Raw genomic sequence first — 15,269 nt, forward strand, 5'->3', positions numbered from 1 at the left:
TCTCTTCTCTCTGTCTTCAGTGGTCGGGACGGGCGGGTCAGAAGCCGGGGATCGCGGCGACGATCAGGTCGACGAGCTTGATCCCGAGGAACGGAGCGATCACTCCGCCCAGCCCGTAGACCAGGAGGTTGCGGCTGAGGATGCGCGAGGCGGCGACCGGGCGGTACGCCACTCCGCGCAGCGCGAGCGGGATCAGCACGACGATCACCAGCGCGTTGAACACGATCGCCGAGAGGATCGCCGAGGCCGGCGAGTGCAGCTGCATCACGTTCAGCACCGCGAGCCCGGGGAAGACCCCCGCGAACATCGCCGGGATGATCGCGAAGTACTTCGCCACGTCGTTCGCGATCGAGAACGTGGTGAGCGCGCCGCGGGTGATCAGCAGCTGCTTGCCGATCCGCACGATGTCGATGAGCTTGGTGGGGTCGGAGTCGAGGTCGACCATGTTGCCCGCCTCCTTCGCCGCCGAGGTGCCGGTGTTCATCGCCACGCCCACGTCGGCCTGCGCGAGGGCCGGGGCGTCGTTGGTGCCGTCGCCGGTCATCGCGACCAGCGCGCCGCCCTCCTGCTCGCGCCGGATCAGGGCGAGCTTGTCCTCGGGGGTCGCCTCGGCGAGGTAGTCGTCGACTCCCGCCTCCGCCGCGATCGCCTTCGCGGTCAGCGGGTTGTCGCCCGTGATCATCACGGTGCGGATGCCCATCGCGCGCAGCTCCGAGAAGCGCTCGGCGAGCCCGTCCTTCACCACGTCCTTCAGGTGCACGACGCCGAGCAGGCGGGCGCCGTGGGCGTCCTTCACCGCGACGACCAGGGGCGTGCCGCCGCTCTCCGAGACGCCGTCGACGAGCACCGTGAGGCGCGCCGCGACCGCGGACGGCAGCGGCCCCTCCTCCTCCACCCAGGCGCGCACGGCCGAGCCGGCGCCCTTGCGGATGGAGGAGCCGTCGGGGAGGTCGAGCCCGCTCATCCGGGTCTGCGCGGTGAACGGCACCACGGCGGCCTGAGCGAGCTCGACGGCGGGGCGGCCCGAGTCGCCCGCGAGGTCGACGATCGACTTCCCCTCGGGCGTCGGGTCGCTGAGCGAGGAGGAGGCGGCCGCGTCGACGAGGGCGGCCTGCGCCACTCCGTCGAGCGGGAGGAACGCCACCGCCCGGCGGTTGCCGTAGGTGATCGTCCCCGTCTTGTCGAGCAGGAGCGTCGTGACGTCGCCCGCCGCCTCCACGGCCCGGCCGGACATCGCGAGCACGTTGCGCTGCACGAGCCGGTCCATGCCGGCGATGCCGATGGCCGAGAGGAGGGCGCCGATGGTGGTCGGGATGAGGCAGACGAGCAGCGCGACCAGCACCGGGACGCTCACGGAGGCTCCCGCGAACGAGGCGATCGGGTTCAGGGTCAGCACGACCACGACGAACACGATCGAGAGGCTCGCCAGGAGGATGTCGAGCGCGATCTCGTTCGGCGTCTTCTGCCGCGACGCGCCCTCGACCAGGCCGATCATCCGGTCGACGAAGGTCTCGCCCGGCCGCGAGGTGATGCGCACCACGATCCGGTCCGAGAGCACTCGCGTGCCGCCCGTCACCGCGCTGCGGTCGCCCCCGCTCTCGCGGACGACCGGTGCCGACTCGCCCGTGATCGCCGACTCGTCGATGGAGGCGATGCCCCAGACGATGTCGCCGTCGCCGGGGACGAGGTCGCCCGCCTCCGCCACGACCACGTCGCCCAGCTGCAACTCGGCCGAGGAGACCTCGACCAGGCGGGCCGACAGGGCGGAGGGGTCCGCGGGGTCGTAGTCGGCCACGCGCCGGGCCGGAGTGCTGGTGCGGGTGGCGCGCAGGCTCTCGGCCTGGGCCTTGCCGCGGCCCTCGGCCACCGACTCCGCGAGGTTCGCGAACACCACGGTGAGCCAGAGCCAGATCGCGATGCCGGCCGTGAAGGTGACGGGCACCGTCGATCCGCCCGACTCCTCCGGCCCCCCGAGGAACGGCTCGGCGATCGCCAGCACCGTGGTCAGCACGGCGCCGACCTCGACGATGAACATCACGGGGTTGCGCCACATCAGGCGCGGATCGAGCTTGCGCAGCGCTCCGGGGAGGGCGGCGGCGAGCTGGCGCGGCCCGAGGGCGGCGCGGGTGGGGCGCGCGGGTTCCGCGGGGGCCTCGGTGAGTGCAGTGGTCATCGGAGTCGCAGTCCTTCCGCCAGGGGGCCCAGCGCGAGTACGGGGAAGTAGGTGAGCGCGGTCACGACGACCGTGACGCCCACGAGGAGGCCGACGAACTGCGGCCGGTGGGTGGGCAGCGTGCCGGCGCTGGAGGGCACCGGCGATTGCGCCGCGAGCGAGCCGGCCAGGGCGAGCACCAGCAGGATCGGGAGGAAGCGGCCGAGGAGCATCGCGACGCCGAGCGCCGTGTTCAGCCAGGGCGTGTTCGCCGTCAGCCCCGCGAACGCCGAGCCGTTGTTGTTGGACGCGGAGGTGAAGGCGTAGAGCACCTCCGAGAGTCCGTGCAGCCCGGGGTTCAGGATCGACGTGCTCTCCACGTCCTCCCGCACCGCCGGGATCGCGAAGCTCAGGGCCGTGCCGGCCAGCACGAGCGTCGGCGTCACGAGGATGTAGAGGCTCGCGAGCTTGATCTCGCGCGGGCCGAGCTTCTTGCCCAGGTACTCGGGCGTCCGGCCGACCAGCAGCCCGCCGACGAACACGGCCAGCACCGCGAGCACGAGCATCCCGTAGAGGCCCGAGCCGACGCCGCCGGGGGCGACCTCGCCGAGCATCATGTTGAGCATCGGCAGCATGCCGCCGAGCGCGGTGAAGGAGTCGTGCATCGCGTTGACGGCGCCGGTCGAGGTGAGCGTCGAGGCGGTCGCGTAGAGGGCGGAGCCGGCGATGCCGAAGCGCGTCTCCTTGCCCTCCATCGCGGCTCCGGCGGCCTGTGCCGCGGATCCGCCGCCCGCCGCCTCCAGCGCGGTGAGGGCCGCGAGCGACACGACGAAGATCGTCGCCATCGCCGCGAGGATCGCGCGCCCCTGCCGCACGTCGCCGACCATCCGGCCGAAGGTGCGCGGCAGCGAGAACGGGATCGCGAGGATCAGCACGATCTGCAGCAGCGACACCCACGCCGAGGGGTTCTCGAACGGGTGCGCGGAGTTGGCGTTGAAGTAGCCGCCGCCGTTGGTGCCGAGCAGCTTGATCGCCTCCTGCGAGGCCACCGCGCCGCCCGGGATGCTCTGCTCGCCGCCGGTGAGCGTGGTCACCGTCAGCGGGCCGTTCAGGTTCTGGATCACGCCGCCCGCGATCATCACGACCGCCGCCGCCACCGCGAGGGGCAGCAGGAGGCGCAGCGTGCCGCGCACGAGGTCGACCCAGAAGTTGCCGAGCGTTCCGGAGGAGCGGCGCGCGAATCCGCGGATCAGCGCCACCGCCACGGCCAGGCCCACGGCCGCCGAGACGAAGTTCTGCACGGCGAGGCCGCCGAGCTGCACCGCGAAGCCGAGGGTCGCCTCCGGGGAGTAGGACTGCCAGTTGGTGTTGGTGACGAACGAGACGGCGGTGTTGAACGCCAGCCCCTCCGGCACCGCGGGCAGGCCGAGGGAGCCGGGCAGGACCGCCTGGAGGCGCTGCATCCCGTAGAGCAGGAGCACGCCGACGAGCGAGAAGGCCAGCACGGCCCGGAGGTAGGCGCGCCAGCTCTGCTCGCCCGCGGAGTCGACGCCGATGAGGCGGTAGACGCCGCGCTCGAGGGCGAGGTCGCGCGTCGAGGTGTAGACGCGGAACATGTGGTCGCCGAGGGGGCGGTGGAGGAGGGCGACGGCCAGGCCGACGGTCGCGACCTGGAGGACGGCGAGGAGCGGATCCATCAGAAGCGCTCCGGTCGGATCAGGGCCGCGACGAGGTAGACGACGGCGGCGAGCGCCAGCACGGCCGCCAGGGCGTCGAAGACGATCACCGGCCCGCCTCCTTCTCGCGGGTCCCGCGGGTCGCCGAGGGGGGCGGTCCGCCCAGCCGCTCGACCCCCTTCGCGGCGAGAGCGATGAGCGAGAAGAGGGCGAGCACGCCGAGGAGGTAGGCGAGGTCGAGCACGGAGGACTCCATCCGGGGAGCGGACGACGCCCGGGACCGGACGCCTGCCGGGAAGCGGCACAGGAAGCGATGCAACACCTCGCGGGGGGCCCCTCGGAGCGGTCCTCACGGTTCCCCTACAGCCCGGCCCGGAGTCCTCGCGTTTCCCTCACGCGGACGGCGGCGGGCGCCCGGCGGAGGGGCGCGAGCCGGGCGGGAGCCGAGCGGTGAGAGCGTTCTCCCCTAGCAACGGCGGGGGTCGACGTCCCGAAGATCACATTTCGGCATCGCCTGGACAAATTCGCCGCCCGCGCTTTACTCCCCCCGATCGAAGGAATATGTTCTCTCCGTGGACAAAGCCCCTCGGGGCTCTCCCGCCCTCCCGGGCGACGACACGACGACGTGCGCCACACGTGCACGCCTCTTGTCGTCCTCTCCCTCGGACACTGCTTTCAGAGAGGAATGCACTCCATGAAGTTCTCCCGCGGCATCACCACGCTGGCCGCCGCCGGCATCATCTCCCTCGGCCTCGCGGCCTGTTCCGCGAGCCCCGCCAACTCCGGAGGCGCCGCTGCCGGCGCCGGCGCGGAAGGCGACTGCACCGTCGGCATCTCGATGCCCACGCGCAGCCTCGAGCGCTGGATCAACGACGGCGAAGGCCTCCAGTCGCAGCTCGAGGGCGACGGCTGCACCGTCGACCTCCAGTACGCCGACAACAAGACCGATCAGCAGATCTCGCAGATCCAGAACCAGATCGCCGGCGGCTCCAAGATCCTGGTCATCGCCGCGATCGACGGCGAGGCGCTCGCGCCCGTCCTCGCCGAGGCGAAGAAGCAGAACGCCACCGTCATCGCCTACGACCGTCTCATCAACGGCACCGCGGACGTCGACTACTACGCGACCTTCGACAACTACAAGGTCGGCCAGCTCCAGGGCCAGTACATCGAGTCGACCCTCGACCTGAAGAACGCCGCGGGTCCCTTCACCCTCGAGCCCTTCGCCGGCAGCCCCGACGACAACAACGCGAAGTTCTTCTTCTCCGGCGCCTGGGACGTCCTGCAGCCCTACATCGAGAGCGGCAAGCTCACCGTCCCCTCGGGCAAGTCGCCCGCGTCGGACGACGACTGGGCCTCGATCGGCATCCAGGGCTGGGCCTCCGACAAGGCGCAGTCCGAGATGGACAACCGCCTCTCGTCCTTCTACACCGGAGGCCAGAAGGTCGACGTCGTGCTCTCCCCCAACGACAGCCTGGCCATCGGCATCGAGGCCTCGCTGAAGTCGGCCGGCTACACCCCCGGCGCCGACTACCCGGTCATCACCGGCCAGGACGCCGACAAGGCCAACGTCAAGGCGATCCTCGCCGACGAGCAGTCCATGACGGTCTGGAAGGACACCCGCACCCTCGGCGACCGCGTCTTCCAGATGGTGCAGTCGATCGTCGCGGGCGAGGAGCCCGAGGTCAACGACACCGAGACCTACGACAACGGCGAGAAGGTCGTCCCGTCCTACCTGCTGGAGCCGCAGGTCGTCACGAAGGACGACGTGCAGTCGGTCCTCGTCGACTCCGGCTTCCTCAAGGCCGGCGACGTCGGACTCTGATCCGTCGGGCGGGGGCGGGGAGGAGTGATCCTCCCCGCCCCCGCCTCCCCGTCCGCACACCACTCCCCCCCAACGAAGTGAGGCCCTGTTGGCCAGTCCCATCCTCATCATGCGCGACATCGTCAAGGAGTTCGGCGGCGGCGTCCGCGCCCTCGACGGCGTCTCGCTCTCGGTCCAGCCCGGCGAGGTCCACGCCATCTGCGGCGAGAACGGCGCCGGCAAGTCGACCCTGATGAAAGTCCTCTCCGGCGTGTACCCGTACGGCAGCTTCGAGGGCACCATCGAGTTCGAGGGCGAGGAGGCGCAGTACCGGTCGATCAACGACAGCGAGGCCGACGGCATCGTGATCATCCACCAGGAGCTCGCCCTCAGCCCCTACCTCTCCATCGCCGAGAACATCTTCCTCGGCAACGAGAAGTCGACCCGCGGCGTCATCAACTGGAACGCGACCAACGCGGAGGCGGCCAAGCTGCTCGCCCGCGTCGGCCTCGCCGAGAGCCCCGCGACCAAGATCCTCGAGCTCGGCGTCGGCAAGCAGCAGCTCGTCGAGATCGCCAAGGCCCTCGCCAAGGAGGTGAAGCTCCTCATCCTCGACGAGCCCACCGCGGCCCTCAACGACGAGGACAGCGACCACCTGCTCGGCCTGATCGACCAGCTCCGCAAGCAGGGCATCACCTGCATCATCATCAGCCACAAGCTGAAGGAGATCCGCGCCATCGCGGACACCGTCACCATCATCCGCGACGGCCGCACCATCGAGAGCTTCCCGATGGCCGGCGAGGAGGCGTCCGAGAGCCGGATCATCCGCGCGATGGTCGGCCGCGACCTCAACAGCATGTTCCCGCCGCGCGACCCGCAGATCGGCGAGGAGAAGCTGCGCGTCGAGAACTGGACGGTCCACCACCTGGTCGACATCAACCGCGTGGTCGTCGACGACGCCTCCTTCACCGTCCGCGCCGGCGAGATCGTCGGCTTCGCGGGCCTGATGGGCGCCGGACGCACGGAGCTCGCGATGAGCATCTTCGGGAGGAGCTACGGCACCGGCATCTCCGGCCGCGTCTACAAGGACGGTGAGGAGATCCAGACCCGCACCGTCGACGAGGCGATCCGCAACGGCCTCGCCTACGCGACCGAGGACCGCAAGCGCTACGGGCTCAACCTCATCGGCGACATCACCGTCAACGTCTCGGCCGCCGCGCTCTCGCGGCTGGCCCGGCTCGGCGTGATCGACAAGCACCGCGAGTACAAGGTCGCCGACTCGTACCGATCGAAGATGAACATCAAGGCGCCGACCGTCTCGGCCGTCACGGGGAAGCTCTCCGGCGGCAACCAGCAGAAGGTCGTCCTCTCGAAGTGGATCTTCTCCGGTCCCGACGTGCTGATCCTCGACGAGCCCACCCGCGGCATAGACGTGGGAGCCAAGTACGAGATCTACGGGATCATCAACGAGCTCGCGGCCCAGGGCAAGGCGGTCGTCGTCATCTCGTCCGAGCTGCCCGAGCTGATCGGCCTCGCCGACCGCATCTACACCATCTCCGAGGGACGGATCACGGGCGAGATCGATCGCGCCGACGCCACCCAGGAGCACCTCATGCACTACATGACCGCCGGAAAGGAACAGGCCCGATGAGCGCCACGACCACCACAGCGCCGGCGGACACGCCCGCCAACACGCCCTCCACCCCGCCCAAGCGCTCGCGCCGGCTGAACATCAACCTCCGGCAGTACGGCATCCTCGCCGCGCTGGCCATCATCATCCTGCTCTTCCAGGTGCTGACCGGCGGGCGCCTGCTCCTGCCCGGCAACGTCAACAACCTGATCCAGCAGAACGCCTACGTGCTGATCCTCGCGATCGGCATGGTGATGGTCATCATCGCCGGCCACATCGACCTCTCGGTCGGCTCGGTCGTGGCGATGGTCGGCGCCATCTCGGCGATCGCGATGAACAACTGGGGCCTGCCCTGGTGGGCGGCCGTCGTCGTCGCCCTCGTCACCGGCGCCGCCGTCGGAGCATGGCAGGGCTTCTGGGTCGCCTTCGTCGGCATACCGGCGTTCATCGTGACCCTCGCTGGCATGCTGATCTTCCGCGGCTTCACCCTCGTCCTCCTCACCGGCGGAACGATCAACGGCCTCCCCACCGAGTTCACCGCGATCGGCGCCGGCTGGCTGCCGGGCGTCCTCGGCGGCATCGCCGGGCGCGACGCGCTCACCCTGGTCCTCGGCCTGATCGTCTGCGTCGTCCTCGTGGCCCAGCAGCTCCGCAGCCGCGCGACCCTCCGCCGCCTCGAGCTGCCCCGCGAGCCCATCGGCTCGCTGGTCGCGAAGTCGGCCATCGCCGTCATCGCGATCATGGCCCTCTCCTGGCTGCTCGCCGGCTACAGCGGAACCCCGATCATCCTGATCGTGCTCGCCGTGCTGATCCTCGCCTACAGCTTCGTGCTCGGCCGGACGGTCTTCGGCCGCCACATCTACGCGATGGGCGGCAACCTGTTCGCCGCGATGATGTCCGGCGTCAAGACGAAGTGGGTCAACTTCTTCATCTTCGTCAACATGGGCGCACTGGCCGGAGTCGCGGGCATCGTCAGCACCGCCCGCGCCGGCGGTGCGGTCGCCTCGGCCGGACAGAACTACGAGCTGGACGCGATCGCCGCGGTCTTCATCGGCGGCGCCGCCGTCCAGGGAGGCGTGGGCACCGTCGTCGGAGCCGTCATCGGCGGACTCGTGATGGGCGTGCTCAACATGGGCCTGTCCATCCTCTCGGTCGACGCGGCCTGGCAGATGGCGATCAAGGGCTTCGTGCTCCTGCTCGCGGTGGCGTTCGACATCTTCAACAAGCGCCGCGCCGGCGGCCGCTAGGCGAACGCCGGGCGCCGCCCAGCGGCGCTCCTCGTCCTTCTCTTCTACAGTTCTCGGGCGCGGCTTCTCCTCGGGGGAGCCGCGCCCGAGTGCATCCGAGACCCGTCGGGGTCCAGCGACAGGCAGGCGATCATGGCAGGAGCAGTCGGAGCCTCCAGCAACGCGCTGCTGCGCCGCACGAACCTCGCGAGCCTCGCGACGCTGGTGCACCGCTCCGGTCCCACCAGCCGCGCCGAGCTCGGCCGCCTCACCGGGCTGAACCGCTCCGCCGTCGCGAACCTGGTCGGCGAGCTGAGCGAGCTCGGCTGGGTGGCGGAGGAGACCACCGCACCGGACGGCCGCATCGGCCGCCCCAGCGCCACCGTCGTCCCCGGTGACCGGTTCGCGGCCGTGGGCGTCCACCTCGACACCGACGCGATCATCGTCGGCCTCGTCGGCCTGCACGGCGAGCTGCTGCGCCGCGTCCGCTTCGACACCCCCAAGCCCGCGAGCCCGGCCACGGTGGTCCGCGTCGTCACCGGCATCGTCGAGGGCTTCCGCTCCGAGCGGGAGTCGCTCCGCACGCTGGTCGGCGCGGGCGTCGCCGTCCCCGGCCTCGTCCAGGCCGACTCCGGCTTCGTCCACCGCGCCCCGCACCTGGGCTGGCGCGACGTCGACCTCGCCACCCAGCTGAGCCGCGCCCTCGACCTCCCGGTCGCCGTCGGCAACGACGCGACCCTCGGCGCCATCGGCGAGTCCCTCTTCGGAGCCGCGCACGGCGTGGCCGACGTCGTCTACGTCACCGGCGGCGCGGGCGGCATCGGCGGAGGAGTCATCATCGGCGGCGTCCCGCTCCAGGGCTCCTCGGGGTTCGCGGCCGAGCTGGGCCACACCCTCGTCGCCACGAACGGCCGCCTCTGCGGCTGCGGCCGGCGCGGCTGCCTCGAGGCCGAGGTCCGGATGCGCTCCCTCCTCGACGTCCTCGGCGCCCGCGTCCTCGACCAGGACGAGCTCGACATCGCCCTGGGCACCTCCCGCGACCCCGCCGTCCTCGGCGAGGTCGCCCGCCAGGTCGACCTGCTCTCGGAGGGCCTGTCCACCTACATCAACCTCTTCAACCCCACCGCGGTCGTGCTGGGCGGCTTCCTCGGCTCGCTGCTCACCGTCGACCGCGAGCGCCTCGCCGCCCGCGTCTCCGCCCGGGCCCTGAGCGACCTCGCGCGCGGCGTGCGGATCGAGCGGGCCGCCCTGCGCTCGAGGCTGGAACTCGTCGGCGCCGCGGAGCTACCCTGGCGGCGGGCGCTGGCGGATCCCGCCGCCGTCACCGGGGGCGCGCAGCCGCCGGGTGGGAGCAGCAGCCGCGAGGACGCCCTGGGCGCCCGCGCCTGACCCCGGCACTCGAGTGCCGGCACCGCGTCGAGGAGGACGAGCATGGCCGACTGGAACGACACGATCATCGAGGAGTTCCGCGCGAACGGCGGGACCGTGACCACGGGCGGCTTCGGGAGGAGCCTCGTGCTGGTGCACCACCGCGGCGCCCGCTCCGGTCAGGAGCGCGTGACTCCGCTGATGGCGCTGCACCCCTCCGACGACGTCTGGCTGCTCGCCGCGTCCGCCGCCGGTGCGCCGAAGCACCCCGCCTGGTTCCACAACATGATCGCCCAGCCGGACCTGGCGATCGAGACCCCCGACGACGGCACCGTCGACGTCCGGGCGCGCGTCCTCGCCGGGGAGGAGCGCGACGCCGGCTGGGCCCGCTTCACCACCGCCTCCGCCGGCTTCCTCGACTACGAGAAGCGCACCACCCGCACCATCCCCGTCGTGGAGCTCACCCGCCGCTGACCGCGGCTCGTCAGCGCAGCGGCACGGGCACCGTGTCCGGCGTGCTCCAGCTCAGCGCGATCCGCTCGCGGAAGCCGCCGCTGCGCAGCTCCGCCTCGAGCGCGTCGATCACCACGGGGAGCAGCGCGCGCCGCTCGATCAGCAGCTCGAGCACGAGCCGGTCGCCGGAGGTCAGCAGCACCGGGCCCGATCCGGGCAGCACCGCGATCCACTGGCGCTCCCCCACCTGCACGCTCCGGTGCCGGCGGAGGCGTCGGAGCAGCTCGGGCAGCGCCCGCGGATCGAGGGCGGACACGTCGGCACGGAGGGCGATCACTCCGCGAGCGTGCCCGCGCCGGACGACCTCGCGCCGACCTCCCGGTGAACACCGCCCCTCCGCGGGACGCCGCCCGCGAGAACAACACGACAGGAGCCCGCCCCGCGGCGCACCGCACCCGGGAACGGGAGAAGCCCCCGACCGGACATCCGATCGGGGGCTTCTCCTCTGGTTCTCTCGAACCCGGTTCTCTCGAACTCCGGTTCTCGTGAACTCTGGTGCGCGAGGGGGGAGTTGAACCCCCACGCCCTTTCGGGCACACGGACCTGAACCGTGCGCGTCTGCCTATTCCGCCACTCGCGCTCACCAGCGGCACCGAAGCGCCGACGAGAAATCGTAGCATCCCCCGGCCCCCGAGCCGAACCGGCGCTCACCGTCCCGGGCCGCCGCTCCCCCGGGAGCCGCCGCCGAGCCGCCCCGGTGAGAGCGCGCACACGGCACTCCTGCCGCGAAACCACTGCGGAGGATCGCGCATCCAGACCATCCCAGTAACATGCCCGTAGCCGTGCGCGGCGCAGACCAAGAAGAGGAAGCGGCGACGGGCGCGCAGACATCTCGATCCGTGCGCGACCGCCGAGAAGGCGAAGAACCGGAAGATCGGAAGACTGTGGGCATACTGGACAACTTCGAGAAGGGACTCGAGCGCGTCGTCAACGGCGCGTTCGCGCGGACCTTCAAGTCGGGTCTGCAGCCGGTCGAGCTCGCCTCCGCCCTCCGCCGGGAGCTCGACACCTCCGCCGCCGTGGTCAGTCGCGACCGCATCCTCGTCCCCAACAGCCTGGTCCTGCGGATGTCCGCGACCGACCTCGACCGGATGCAGCGCCTCGGCGCCACCCTGATCGACGAGCTCACCACGGTCGCCACCGAGCACGCCACCAAGCAGGGCTTCCGCTTCCCCGGCCCGATCGACATCTCCCTCGCCGTCGATCCGGCGCTCAGCGACGGCATGGTCGAGGTCGACTCCCGCAGCGTGAAGGGCACCGTCGCCTACACGCCCGTCCTCGACATCGACGGCCGTCGCCACCCGATCACGAAGGCGCGCACCGTCATCGGCCGCGGCAGCGACGCCGACATCACCGTCGACGACTCGGGCACCTCCCGCAAGCACGTCGAGATCCTCTGGGACGGCTCCCGTGCCCAGGTGCACGACCTCGGGTCCACGAACGGCTCCAAGCTCGACGGCCGGCCCGTCACGCAGGCGCCCCTGGCCCCCGAGCAGACCATCACGATCGGGCGCACCTCGATCGTCTACCGCGTCGTGCAGGGCTCCGCGCCCGCACGCACCGACCGTCCGTCGTCCGGCAGGGCAGCCGGACGCGGCTCCGAGGGATTCTGGGACGACCGGCTATGAGCGAGCTCACTCTCTTCCTGCTGCGCATCGCGTTCCTCGCGCTGCTGTGGTTCTTCGTGTTCGGCATCGTCTACGCGCTGCGCTCCGACCTGTTCGGGCAGCGCGTGCGCAAGCTGCCGCCCGGCGCGCAGGCCGCGTCCCCCGAGGCCCCGTTCGTGACGGCCGCCCAGCCCGTGGTCGCCGCGGCCGCCGCGGCTCCCGCGCCCGCGCAGCCCGCCTCCCCGTCGGCCCCCTCGGCCCGGAGGAGCCGCGAGGCCGCCGCCGAGCGCGCCGAGCAGGGAGGCGCCGCCACCGTCCACACGGCGCAGCGCCTCGTGATCACCTCGGGCCCCAAGCGGGGCACCGAGCTCGAGCTGACCGGCGACCCGCTGACGATCGGCCGCTCCGCGGAGTCGACGCTGGTCATCCGCGACGACTACACCTCGACCCACCACGCGCGCCTTCTCCTCTGGAACGACGAGTGGATGATCCAGGACCTCGACTCCACCAACGGCACCTTCCTCGACGGCCGCCGCGTCGGCGCGCCCACCAAGGTGCCGCTGGACACGCCCGTGAAGGTCGGCACCACCACCTTCGAACTGCGGCGGTCGTAGCGCGTGGCCCCCACTCCGGAGAGCGCCTCCGGCCACGGCGCGGTGCGCGAGAGCGCCGCCGTCTCGCACGTCGGCAGGATCCGCTCGAACAACCAGGACTCCGGCTACGCGGGCCGGCAGCTCTTCGTCGTCGCCGACGGCATGGGCGGCCACGCGGGCGGCGACGTCGCCTCCTCCATCGCGATCAAGCGCATCGCGGAGGCGGACCGCGTCTACGCCTCCACCTACGAGGCCGAGGACGAGCTCAAGCGCACCCTGCTGGCGGCCAACACCCTGCTGGCCGACGCCGTCGTCGACCACCCCGAGCTCACCGGCATGGGCACCACCGTCAGCGCGATCGCCCGCGTCGGCGAGTCGGTGGCGATCGCGCACATCGGCGACTCCCGCATCTACGTCCTCCGCGACGGCCGGCTCGAGCAGGTCACGACGGACCACACCTTCGTGCAGCGCCTCGTGGACTCCGGCCGCATCACGGAGGAGGAGGCGATGACGCATCCGCGCCGCTCCGTCCTGATGCGGGTCCTCGGCGACGTGCACACCAACCCCGAGATCGACACGCTCACGCTCGAGACCGAGCCGCACGACCGCTGGCTGATCTGCTCCGACGGCCTCTCCGGCGTCGTCCCGCACGACGAGATCCTCAAGGAGCTCAGCCGCGACGAGACCGCGCAGCAGGTGGCCGACCGCCTGATCCGCGACAGCCTCTCGCACGGCGCCCCGGACAACGTCACCGTCGTCGTCCTCGACATCCCCGGGGCGGGCGACACCGCGCGCATCCTCGCCCCCGTGGAGGAGCCGGTGGTCGTCGGATCCGCCGCCGCGCCCACGCCTTTCAGCACCGACGACTCGCAGAACCGCGTCCGGATCCCCGGCCTCCGCCTGCACACCCGGGCTCCCGCCGCGCAGGGCCCCACCCACTTCGAGCCCGCGTCCGAGGACTACCTCGACGAGCTGATCGAGGAGGACCGCCGCCGGCACCTGCGCCGCCGCATCACCTGGCTCGTCGGCCTGTCCCTCGTGCTCATCATCGGATTCCTCGGGATCCTCTTCGCCTACGACTGGACGCAGTCGCGCTTCTACGTCGGCACCGACGGGGACACCGTGATCATCTACCAGGGCATCCAGCAGTCGGTCGGCCCGCTCTCGCTCTCGGAGGTGAAGGAGGACACGGGAATCCCGCTCGACTCCCTCCGCGCCTACGACGTCGAGCAGCTGGAGCAGACGATCAGCGCCGACTCCTACGCCGGCGCGGTCGACATCGTCGAGCGCCTCACGGACGCGAACGGAGCACCATGACGGACGCCGCCACGGCCACCGCCCGCCCCGCCCCCGAGCGGCAGGGCTTCTTCCGCCAGAAGCTGCGCAATCTCGAGCTCCTGCTCCTGATCGGCGCGTGCCTCATCGATGCCGGCGCGATCGTGCTCGTGCAGCTCGGCGCCCTCGGCTCGATCGACACCACGCTGGTCTCGCTGGGCGCCGGCCTCTCGGCGCTCGTGCTCGCCGTGCACGTCGTGCTGCGCTTCGCGGCCCCGGCGGCCGACCCCTTCCTCCTCCCGATCGCCACCGTGCTGAACGGCCTGGGCGTCGCCGAGATCTACCGGATCGACATCGCCGACGGCGCGACCGGCTGGGAGTCGGTGGCGGTGCGGCAGATCTTCTGGAGCGCCCTGGCCGTCGTGGCGGCGATCGTGGTGCTGCTGGTCATCCGCAACCACCGCGTGCTGTTCCGCTACACCTACGTCGCCGGGTTCGCGGCGATCGTGCTGCTCCTCCTGCCGCTCCTGCCCTTCATCGGCCGCGAGGTCAGCGGCGCGCGCGTCTGGATCGGGATCGGCGACGTGGCGAGCTTCCAGCCCGGCGAGATCGCCAAGATCGCCCTCGCGGTCTTCTTCGCCGGCTACCTCGTGCGCAACCGCGACTCCCTCTCGATGGGGGGCCGCACCGTCCTCGGGATGCGCTTCCCGCGCCTGCGCGACCTCGGCCCGATCCTGGTGGTCTGGGCGGTCACGATGGGCGTCATCGTCTTCCAGCGCGACCTGGGGACGGCGCTGCTCTACTTCGGCCTGTTCCTGGTCATGCTCTACGTCGCGACCGGCCGCACCGGCTGGGTCCTCATCGGCGTCGGCCTGTTCCTCGGCGGCGCGCTGCTGGCGAGCCAGACGCTCGACTACGTGGGCAACCGCTTCGCCAACTGGCTCGAGCCCTTCAGCGCCGAGCGCTACGGGGCGGATCCGGGCGGCAGCTACCAGCTCGTGCAGGGCCTCTTCGGCCTCGCGCACGGCGGGCTGCTCGGCACGGGCCTCGGCCAGGGGATGCCGGATCTCACGCCGGTCCCGCAGTCCGACTACATCATCGCCAGCCTCGGCGAGGAGCTGGGCCTCGCCGGGCTCTTCGCGATCTTCGGCCTCTACCTCCTGCTGGTCTCGCGCGGGTTCCGCATCGGCTTCGCCGGGCAGGACGACTTCGGGCGCCTCCTGGGAGTCGGCCTCTCGTTCGTGATCGCCCTGCAGTGCTTCATCGTCATCGGAGGCGTCACCCGCGTCATCCCGCTGACCGGCCTGACCACGCCGTTCCTCGCCGCCGGCGGCTCCTCCCTCGTGGCGAACTGGATGATCGTGGCGGTGCTGCTGCGCCTGTCCGACACAGTCCGCAGTCAGCCTCGTCTGGTGGTGTGATCCGTCG

At 71.4% G+C, this 15,269-nt stretch carries 14 protein-coding genes and 1 tRNA gene; 9 read left to right on the forward strand and 6 right to left on the reverse strand.

Going from position 1 to position 15,269, the window contains the following annotated elements; genetic code table 11:
- Nucleotides 1–37 precede the first annotated feature (37 nt).
- Genes kdpB through C5C74_RS17465 form a run of 4 tightly spaced genes read right to left on the reverse strand, consistent with a single transcriptional unit; the run spans nt 38 to nt 4,084 of the window.
- Nucleotides 38–2,173 (reverse strand): potassium-transporting ATPase subunit KdpB, encoded by a 2,136-nt coding sequence (gene kdpB, locus C5C74_RS11350; RefSeq protein WP_104351564.1) that lies wholly within the window; start codon nt 2,171–2,173, stop codon nt 38–40.
- The gene (kdpA, locus tag C5C74_RS11355) at nt 2,170–3,849 is read right to left on the reverse strand and encodes a potassium-transporting ATPase subunit KdpA (protein WP_104268826.1); all 1,680 of its coding nucleotides are present in this window, start codon (nt 3,847–3,849) and stop codon (nt 2,170–2,172) included. The genes kdpB and kdpA overlap by 4 nt, the downstream gene beginning before the upstream one ends.
- Complete coding sequence (gene kdpF, locus C5C74_RS11360; protein WP_068209492.1) at nt 3,849–3,938, reverse strand: K(+)-transporting ATPase subunit F; 90 nt, start codon at nt 3,936–3,938, stop codon at nt 3,849–3,851. Before kdpF ends, kdpA begins: the two co-directional genes overlap by 1 nt.
- Nucleotides 3,935–4,084, reverse strand: coding sequence for a hypothetical protein (locus C5C74_RS17465; protein ID WP_167299012.1), 150 nt, complete (start codon nt 4,082–4,084; stop codon nt 3,935–3,937). The genes kdpF and C5C74_RS17465 overlap by 4 nt, the downstream gene beginning before the upstream one ends.
- A 438-nt stretch (nt 4,085–4,522) precedes the next feature.
- Here C5C74_RS17465 and chvE point away from each other — a divergent pair, with 438 nt between their 5' ends.
- The 5 genes from chvE (at nt 4,523) to C5C74_RS11385 (ending at nt 10,327) form a co-directional block, all read left to right on the forward strand.
- Entirely contained in the window at nt 4,523–5,650 is a 1,128-nt protein-coding gene (gene chvE / locus C5C74_RS11365; protein ID WP_374952918.1) for a multiple monosaccharide ABC transporter substrate-binding protein, read from the forward strand.
- Between the two features lie 109 nt (nt 5,651–5,759).
- Entirely contained in the window at nt 5,760–7,280 is a 1,521-nt protein-coding gene (mmsA, locus tag C5C74_RS11370) for a multiple monosaccharide ABC transporter ATP-binding protein (RefSeq protein WP_104351565.1), read from the forward strand.
- Nucleotides 7,277–8,506: a multiple monosaccharide ABC transporter permease gene (mmsB, locus tag C5C74_RS11375; RefSeq protein ID WP_104222654.1), complete on the forward strand. Its 1,230-nt coding sequence runs from the start codon at nt 7,277–7,279 to the stop codon at nt 8,504–8,506. The genes mmsA and mmsB overlap by 4 nt, the downstream gene beginning before the upstream one ends.
- A gap of 132 nt (nt 8,507–8,638) precedes the next feature.
- Nucleotides 8,639–9,874, forward strand: coding sequence for an ROK family transcriptional regulator (locus C5C74_RS11380; RefSeq protein ID WP_104222655.1), 1,236 nt, complete (start codon nt 8,639–8,641; stop codon nt 9,872–9,874).
- Nucleotides 9,875–9,916: 42 nt separating this feature from the next.
- Complete coding sequence (locus C5C74_RS11385; protein ID WP_104222656.1) at nt 9,917–10,327, forward strand: nitroreductase/quinone reductase family protein; 411 nt, start codon at nt 9,917–9,919, stop codon at nt 10,325–10,327.
- 10 nt (nt 10,328–10,337) lie between these two features.
- Here C5C74_RS11385 and C5C74_RS11390 read toward each other — a convergent pair whose 3' ends face one another.
- Nucleotides 10,338–10,643, reverse strand: coding sequence for a hypothetical protein (locus C5C74_RS11390; RefSeq protein WP_104351566.1), 306 nt, complete (start codon nt 10,641–10,643; stop codon nt 10,338–10,340).
- A gap of 216 nt (nt 10,644–10,859) precedes the next feature.
- Nucleotides 10,860–10,946: transfer RNA gene (locus C5C74_RS11395), tRNA-Leu, on the reverse strand.
- Nucleotides 10,947–11,250: 304 nt separating this feature from the next.
- On the opposite strand from C5C74_RS11395, the gene C5C74_RS11400 reads away from it, so the two are divergent.
- From C5C74_RS11400 to C5C74_RS11415, 4 genes are read left to right on the forward strand one after another with little or no spacing between them, the layout of a single operon-like run.
- On the forward strand, nt 11,251–11,994 hold the full coding sequence (locus C5C74_RS11400) for a DUF3662 and FHA domain-containing protein (RefSeq protein WP_104225775.1): 744 nt from the start codon (nt 11,251–11,253) through the stop codon (nt 11,992–11,994).
- A complete protein-coding gene (locus tag C5C74_RS11405; RefSeq protein ID WP_104255650.1) occupies nt 11,991–12,587 on the forward strand; it encodes an FHA domain-containing protein in 597 nt (198 codons plus the stop codon). Before C5C74_RS11400 ends, C5C74_RS11405 begins: the two co-directional genes overlap by 4 nt.
- Nucleotides 12,588–12,590: 3 nt before the next feature.
- Nucleotides 12,591–13,883 (forward strand): Stp1/IreP family PP2C-type Ser/Thr phosphatase, encoded by a 1,293-nt coding sequence (locus C5C74_RS11410; RefSeq protein WP_244230547.1) that lies wholly within the window; start codon nt 12,591–12,593, stop codon nt 13,881–13,883.
- Nucleotides 13,880–15,262, forward strand: coding sequence for an FtsW/RodA/SpoVE family cell cycle protein (locus tag C5C74_RS11415; RefSeq protein ID WP_104222660.1), 1,383 nt, complete (start codon nt 13,880–13,882; stop codon nt 15,260–15,262). The genes C5C74_RS11410 and C5C74_RS11415 overlap by 4 nt, the downstream gene beginning before the upstream one ends.
- Nucleotides 15,263–15,269: the final 7 nt, after the last annotated feature.

Origin of the sequence: Rathayibacter sp. AY1E8, assembly GCF_002931415.1 — a bacterium.
In the GTDB taxonomy this organism is placed as follows: Bacteria; Actinomycetota; Actinomycetes; order Actinomycetales; family Microbacteriaceae; genus Rathayibacter.